Consider the following 6866-nt stretch of genomic DNA (forward strand, 5'->3'; position numbering starts at 1 on the left):
CTGTCGAAGCCGCTGCTTCCCCGGGCCCAGATGCGCGGGTCCAGTTCCCGGGTTTGGGGATGCAGGACACCGTCCGTGACGATCATCGTCGTGTCGCTCGCCCGGACGAGGGACTCGCTCGGCAACTGGTCCATGTCGCCGCTCGCGGCCAAGGGTCCGAGTGGCCGCCCGGCGATCATCCTCTCGTAGAGCTCGGATGCAGCCACGGTGGTGGTGAACGATCCGGTTGCCGGCGCGTCGACCACGAGCGCCCGGCGTGGCCCGTCGGTGGTCTCGGCGAGGAAGGGATCCACCAGGGCGGGCGACACCCCCTTGGCTGCGACCTCGAACGTGAAATCGGCGGGCTGCTGGGCAGCGAGCAGGGCGGGCACGCGGGGCCAGTCCCAGTTGTCCGGCCCGGAGCGCGCCGCGTCCTCGGCCGTCAGGGCACGTCCTTCGAGCACGGCCGCGTCCAGTCCGGTCAGGGCGTTCTCGGCCGCCGGGTCGATGGCTGTGATCAGCAGCGGGTAGGCGAGGCGCACGTCCACCACCTCGTGGTTGACCGTGGGGTCGACCTGCGTCACCACACCGAACTCATCGGCCATCGACCCGGCCATCGGCCCGCAGCGTGGCTCCCAGATCACGCCCACCTCGAACGTGACCGCGGTCTCGGTGCAGGCACGCCGGATCGTGTCGCCCTCGATGTCGAGCGGGCCCGGCGCGTTCTCGCGTTGTCCCCAGTGGGCGGTCGTGAACACGTACCCCTCGACCGACGTCTTCCGCACGTGGCCGTTCCGGCTGATCGCGGTGATCGTGTAGAAGCCGAGGCGACGGTCGGTGCCGCTGAGGGCGCTGCTCACGTCGACGGTCGTTGTTGCGTTCATCATCACGTAGCCCACCGTGGCCAGGGGTGCAGCGACCTCGACGCCGGGGATCGCGCGGATGGCGGCCAGCTGCTCGAAGCTGATGCCGCCGTACGTGGACGACGTGACCGCCTGCCGCACGAGGCCCTCGGACTGCTCGAACGCGCTCGTCGACCCGGCCGGGCGCACGAGCACGTCGTAGGAGCCGCGGAAGTTCTCCTCCACCGTCGAGGTGACCTCGAGCGTTCGGTGAGGGCGTTGCCGGTGAGGAGCACGAAGCTGGTGACGGCGGTGAACACGGCCAGGAAGGCGGCGAGGGTGCGCTTCCAGCCGCCGCGGAGCTGGGCCAGGGCGTAGCGAATGATCTCCACGGGGGTGCCCTCACGCGTCCTGGGCGCGGCGGGCGATGTACGTCTGCACGCGCAGCCGTTCGACGGGGGTGGCCCGGCCATCGGCGATCTGGATGATCTCGTCGCAGGTCGCGGCGACTTCGGCGTCGTGCGTGGCCAGGACGACGGTGGTGTCGTAGCGCGCGTGCAGGTCCTCGATGAGGTCGAGGATCTCACCGGCCGTGGCCGAGTCGAGGTTCCCGGTGGGCTCGTCGGCGAGCAACAGGATGGGGCGCACCACGAGGGCCCGCGCGATGGCCACGCGCTGCTGCTGGCCACCCGACAGTTGCGACGGAAGGGCGTTGGCGCGATCGCCGAGGCCGACGGCGTCCAGCAGTTCGAGGCCGCGGGCGCGCTTGTCGCCCTCCACCTTGCGGCCGACCAGCGGCGCGCACACGTTGTCGAGCAGGCTGAGGGCGGGCAGCAGGTGGAACTGCTGGAAGACGAACCCCACCCGGCTGCGGTAGTCGGCGAGCCAGCGCCGGGGGCGTCCGGTGATGGTCTCGCCGTCGACCGTGATCGTGCCGGCGTCCGGGGTGTCGATCGCGCCCACGAGGTGCAGCAGCGTCGACTAGCCCGAGCCGGAAGCCCCCACGAGCGCCGTCCGCCGGCCGGCCGCGAGCCTGAGGGTGACATCGTCGGCCGCTCTGAGTTTCGAGCCGTCGCCGAGGGTGTAGGTCTTGGTGACGCCGTTCAGGTCAACTGCGGCACTCATGTCACGGCTCCTTGCGCGGGGGACGGATCAGTCGGTGAAGGGCCGCAGCGCGCCGAGGCGCTCCGCGGTGGTGCGGGGTTCGGCGGGCGCGCCGAGCGTGCGGTCGGACGCGATGCGGCCGTCCCGCAGCGTCACGATGCGCTCGCAGCGGGCGGCGACCGCATAGTCGTGCGTGGCGAGCAGCACGGTGGTGCCGAACGCCTCGCGCAGGCCGCCGATGAGGTCGACGACCTCGAAGCCGGTCGCCGTGTCGAGCGCACCCGTGGGTTCGTCGGCGAGCAGGAAGCGTGGGCTGTTGACGAGCGCGCGGGCCAGGGCGACGCGCTGCTGCTCACCGCCGGAGAGGGCGTCCGGGGTGACGCCGGCGCACGCCGCGAGGCCGACGACCTCGAGCAGGTCGAGCGCGCGGCGGCGCGCGGCGCGGGCGTCCCCGCCGCCGATGGTGGGCGCGAGCACGTTGTCGAGCACGGTGAGCGAGGCGATGAGGTTGAACCGCTGGAACACGAAGCCGACGCTGCGGCGGTGGTCGGCCAGGGCGCGGCCCTTGAGCGCGCCGACGTCGCGGCCGTCGACGAGCACCTGCCCCTCCGTCGGCCGGTCGAGCCCGCCGACGAGGTGGAGCAGCGTCGACTTGCCGGAGCCCGACGGCCCCATCAGGGCGACCGCGCTGGCCTCGACGACCTGGAGGAAAACGTCGTCGAGGGCGCGCGCGTGGCGTCGCCGGGGTGTGGTGAAGTCCTTCGTGACTCCCACCAGTTCGATCGCCATGCGCCCACCCAAGCACACTAGCTAGTGACTAGGCAAGCATGTCCGTGCCAAGATGTGCGCGTGCCGCTTCACCACGCAGTCCTCGCGCTCCTCGTGCAGGGGCCCGGCCACGGCTACGACCTCAAGGGCGAGTTCACCTCGCTCGTCGGGCCGCACTTCGGCACGCTCAACATCGGCCACCTCTACCAGTTGCTCGAGCGCCTCGCTCGCGACGGCCTCGCCGAGACCCACCGCGAACCGCAGGAGGCCCGGCCCGACCGGCTCGTCTACACGCTCACCGACACCGGCCGCACCGAACTGGCATCGTGGTTCGACGCGCCGGTGAAGATCACCAGCGGCTACCGCGACGACTTCTTCCTCAAGCTCGCCGCCGCCCGCAGCCTCGGCGACGCCGGGCTCATCCGGCGCATCGTGGACGCCCGCCGCACGGCCCTGCTCCAAGAACTCCGCGACCTGGCCGCGCTGGGAGCCGAGTCGGCGGCGTCCACCTACGACGGTCTGCTCACCCAGGCCGCCGAGATCCAGACCCGCGGCCTGCTGCAACTGCTCGACCAGGTGGACGCCGCCGCTGACGCCCTCGTGGCCGAAGCCTCCGGGACGGCCCGCGTCCGCGTCAACGACGCGTCAGTCGGGCGACGGCGGACGGCGTCCTGAACCCGTCAGGTCAGCTGGCGACCTTCGCCGGGAGGGTCTTGACCTTCCAGCCCGGGCGCTGCGCCTCGTAGGCGTCGATGGCGTCGGCGTGCTGAAGGGTGACGCCGATGTCGTCGAGGCCGTTGAGGAGGCGGTGCCGGGTGTAATCGTCGATCTCGAAGGGGTAGGTGTCGGCGCCCGCGGTGATCGTCTTGTCCTCCAGCGACACGGTCAGTTCCGCGCCGGGGCTCGCCACGAGGTAGGCCCACAGCTTCTCGACGACCTCCTGGTCAACGCGAGCGACGAGCAGGCCGGCCTTGCCCGAGTTGCCGCGGAAGATGTCGCCGAACCGCGAGCCGATGACCACCTTGAAGCCGTAGTTCTGCAACGCCCAGACGGCATGCTCACGGCTCGAGCCCGTCCCGAAGTCCGGACCCGCGACGAGCACCGAGCCCGCGCGGTAGGCCTCGGAGTTGAGCACGAACTCCGGATCGCCGCGCCAGGCGGCAAACAGGCCGTCCTCGAAGCCCGAGCGGGTGACCCGCTTGAGGTAGACGGCGGGGATGATCTGGTCGGTGTCGACGTTGCTGCGCTGCAGCGGCACGCCGATGCCGGTGTGGGTGGTGAAGGCGTCCATGTCAGTTCTCCTCCAGGTCGGACGGCGCGCTCAAAGTGCCACGCACTGCGGTGGCGGCGGCGACGGGCGGGCTGACGAGGTGCGTGCGACCGCCCTTGCCCTGACGGCCCTCGAAGTTGCGGTTCGACGTGGACGCCGACCGCTCCCCCGGCTTCAGCTGATCGGGGTTCATGCCGAGGCACATCGAGCAGCCGGCCTCGCGCCACTCGGCCCCCGCTTCGGTGAAGATCTTGTCGAGGCCCTCTTCCATCGCCTGCAGACGGACGCGGGCCGAGCCGGGCACCACCATCATGCGGACGCCGTCGGCCACCTTGCGGCCCTTGATGACGGACGCCGCGAGGCGCAGGTCTTCGATGCGGCCGTTGGTGCACGAGCCGAGGAAGACCGTGTCGACCTTGATGTCGCGCATCTTGGTGCCCGCGGTGAGCGCCATGTACTCCAGCGCCCGCTCGGCAGCGGACTTGGCGACCGGGTCGTCGAAGTCGTCGGGGGACGGGACGGCGTCGCCGAGGCCCACGCCCTGGCCCGGGTTGGTGCCCCAGGTGACGAACGGGGTCAGGCTGCCGGCGTCGATGTCGACCTCGGCGTCGAAGACCGCGTCGTCGTCGGTGCGCAGGGTGCGCCAGGAGGCGACGGCGGCGTCCCAGTCGGCGCCCTCGGGGGCGTGCGGGCGTCCCTTGAGGTAGGCGAACGTGGTCTCGTCGGGGGCGATCATGCCCGCCTTCGCGCCCCACTCGATGCTCATGTTGCAGATCGTCATGCGGCCCTCCATCGACATGTTCTCGATGGTGCTGCCGCGGTACTCGACGATGTAGCCCTGCCCGCCGCCGGTACCGACCTTGGCGATGAGGGCGAGCACGACGTCCTTCGGGGTGACGCCCTCGGGCAGGTCGCCGTTGATGTTGACGGCCATGCGCTTGGCTGGCGCCTGGTTGAGCGTCTGGGTGGCGAGCACGTGCTCGACCTCGGACGTGCCGATGCCGAACGCCAGCGCGCCGAACGCGCCGTGCGTCGAGGTGTGGCTGTCGCCGCAGACGATCGTCATTCCCGGCTGGGTGACGCCCAACTGCGGGCCGATGATGTGCACGACCCCCTGGTCCACGTCGCCCAGGCTGTGGATCCGGATGCCGAACTCGGCCGCGTTCTTCCGCAGCGTGTCGACCTGCAGCTTCGAGACGGGGTCGGCGATCGGCAGGGTGATGTTCTCGGTGGGGGTGTTGTGGTCCTCGGTGGCCAAGGTGAGTTCCGGACGCCGCACCGTGCGCCCGGCGAGGCGGAGTCCGTCGAACGCTTGCGGGCTCGTCACCTCGTGCACGAGATGCAGGTCGATGTAGAGCAGATCCGGTTCGCCCGCGGCGCTGCGGACGACGTGGTCCTCCCAGACCTTGTCGCTGAGTGTCTTCCCCATGGCCCTTTCCCCTTCGTCCATAACGGCAACATCCAGCCTACGACTTGCATGTCAAGATGCGAGACGGCAATATCAGAGTATGGACAGTACTTCCGGGGTGGGCGTCCTCGACAAGGCGGCCCAAGTGCTCACGGCGCTGGAGCAGGGTCCCACCACTCTAGCGGGCCTGGTCACGGCCACGGGCCTCGCCCGGCCCACGGCCCACCGGCTCGCGGTGGCGCTGGAGCACCACCGCCTCGTCAGCCGCGACCTCCAAGGTCGATTCGTGCTCGGCCCGCGCCTCACCGAGCTGGCCGCCGCCGCCGGCGAGGACCGCCTGTTGGCGACCGCTGGCCCGGTCCTGGCGCGGCTGCGCGACATCACCGGCGAGTCCGCGCAGCTCTTCCGCCGGCAGGGCGACTTCCGGATCTGTGCGGCCGCCGCCGAACGCCCCTCGGGCCTGCGCGACACGATCCCCGTCGGCACGCAACTCACGATGAACGCCGGCTCGGCCGCCCAGGTGCTGCTCGCCTGGGAGGATCCCGAGCGCATCCAGCGCGGCCTGTCCCACGCGAGCTTCTCCGCCGTCGCCCTCTCGACCGTGCGCCGCCGCGGCTGGGCCCAGTCCGTCGCCGAGCGCGAGGCGGGCGTGGCGTCCGTGTCGGCGCCGGTGCGTTCGCCCGCCGGCAAGGTGATCGCCGCGGTGAGCGTGTCGGGTCCCATCGAGCGCCTGTCCCGCCAGCCCGGACGCCTCCACGCCCCGGCCGTCATGGCCGCAGCCGAGCGGCTCTCCGAGGTCCTGCGCCGCACGGGCACGGAGAGCTGACGCGCTCGTCGACCTGTCGCTGGTCGAGACCGTCGGACCCCCACACACCACGAGGACGCCGCAGGTGCGGCGTCCTCGTTGCGTTGCGGTCGTACTGGTTGCGTTGGGAGCGGACGAGGCGAACCTCACACGGCCGGGCCGTCGTGGTGTTCGATGCGCTCGGTGCGCGTCTGGTTGGTGGCCTGCGTGTGGCCGATGAGGCCGAGGATGAGGGCGACGAGGCCCGCAGCCATGCAGATCCAGCCGACCATGGTGAGGTCGACATTCGGGACGGCGTCACGGACGGCGAACGTGAGGATCGCGCCGACGACCAACAAGAAGATGCCCAAACCGGTTCGCACTGGTTCTCCAATCGTTGAGGGACCTGCCGCACATCCAAGCATGACCAAACTCCCGTGACTAGCACTGACGCGCCGAAGTGCGGGAGACGTGCGGGTTGTCCCCGACGAGGAGGCGGGAAAGGAACGAGCCCCCTCCGGTGTCCGGAAGGGGCTCGCTCACTGGTAGCCCCGACGGGATTCGAACCCGCGCTACCGCCTTGAGAGGGCGGCGTGCTAGGCCGCTACACAACGGGGCCAGTGCGCTTCTCAACGCTCGGGAGACCCTACCAGAGCCGCAGCGGCTGCCGGAAATCGCCTCCCAGCAGGGGTACTAGGACTCGAACCTAGA

9 protein-coding genes and 1 tRNA gene are annotated in these 6866 nt (G+C 70.8%); 2 read left to right on the top strand and 8 right to left on the bottom strand.

Features of this window, described 5'->3' with window-relative positions:
• The 4 genes from Q1K57_RS15200 to Q1K57_RS15215 all read right to left on the bottom strand — a co-directional run.
• A partial coding sequence (locus tag Q1K57_RS15200; protein WP_300084169.1) for a hypothetical protein occupies positions 1–1067 on the bottom strand: 1067 nt, incomplete at its 3' end.
• 156 nt (positions 1068–1223) lie between these two features.
• Positions 1224–1796 carry an ABC transporter ATP-binding protein gene (locus Q1K57_RS15205; protein WP_366525383.1) on the bottom strand — a complete coding sequence of 191 codons (573 nt, stop codon included), beginning with the start codon at positions 1794–1796 and terminating at the stop codon, positions 1224–1226.
• Positions 1797–1802: 6 nt separating this feature from the next.
• Positions 1803–1946, bottom strand: coding sequence for a hypothetical protein (locus Q1K57_RS15210; RefSeq protein ID WP_300084171.1), 144 nt, complete (start codon positions 1944–1946; stop codon positions 1803–1805).
• A gap of 27 nt (positions 1947–1973) precedes the next feature.
• Entirely contained in the window at positions 1974–2714 is a 741-nt protein-coding gene (locus tag Q1K57_RS15215) for an ABC transporter ATP-binding protein (protein WP_300084173.1), read from the bottom strand.
• Between the two features lie 60 nt (positions 2715–2774).
• Between Q1K57_RS15215 and Q1K57_RS15220 the strand changes: the two genes are divergently transcribed.
• A complete protein-coding gene (locus tag Q1K57_RS15220; RefSeq protein WP_300084175.1) occupies positions 2775–3368 on the top strand; it encodes a PadR family transcriptional regulator in 594 nt (197 codons plus the stop codon).
• A gap of 10 nt (positions 3369–3378) precedes the next feature.
• Here Q1K57_RS15220 and leuD read toward each other — a convergent pair whose 3' ends face one another.
• Positions 3379–3984, bottom strand: coding sequence for a 3-isopropylmalate dehydratase small subunit (gene leuD / locus Q1K57_RS15225; protein ID WP_300084177.1), 606 nt, complete (start codon positions 3982–3984; stop codon positions 3379–3381).
• 1 nt (position 3985) lies between these two features.
• Entirely contained in the window at positions 3986–5392 is a 1407-nt protein-coding gene (gene leuC / locus Q1K57_RS15230) for a 3-isopropylmalate dehydratase large subunit (protein ID WP_300084179.1), read from the bottom strand.
• Between the two features lie 79 nt (positions 5393–5471).
• On the opposite strand from leuC, the gene Q1K57_RS15235 reads away from it, so the two are divergent.
• The gene (locus Q1K57_RS15235) at positions 5472–6197 is read left to right on the top strand and encodes an IclR family transcriptional regulator (protein WP_300084181.1); all 726 of its coding nucleotides are present in this window, start codon (positions 5472–5474) and stop codon (positions 6195–6197) included.
• A 125-nt stretch (positions 6198–6322) separates the two neighbouring features.
• On the opposite strand, the gene Q1K57_RS15240 is transcribed toward Q1K57_RS15235, so the two are convergent.
• Both Q1K57_RS15240 and Q1K57_RS15245 read right to left on the bottom strand, forming a co-directional pair.
• Positions 6323–6538: a DUF6458 family protein gene (locus Q1K57_RS15240; RefSeq protein ID WP_300084183.1), complete on the bottom strand. Its 216-nt coding sequence runs from the start codon at positions 6536–6538 to the stop codon at positions 6323–6325.
• A gap of 160 nt (positions 6539–6698) precedes the next feature.
• A tRNA-Glu gene (locus Q1K57_RS15245) sits at positions 6699–6774 on the bottom strand.
• Positions 6775–6866 lie beyond the last annotated feature (92 nt).

Origin of the sequence: Propioniciclava sp. (assembly GCF_029977985.1) — a bacterium.
Lineage (GTDB): Bacteria > Actinomycetota > Actinomycetes > Propionibacteriales > Propionibacteriaceae > Propioniciclava.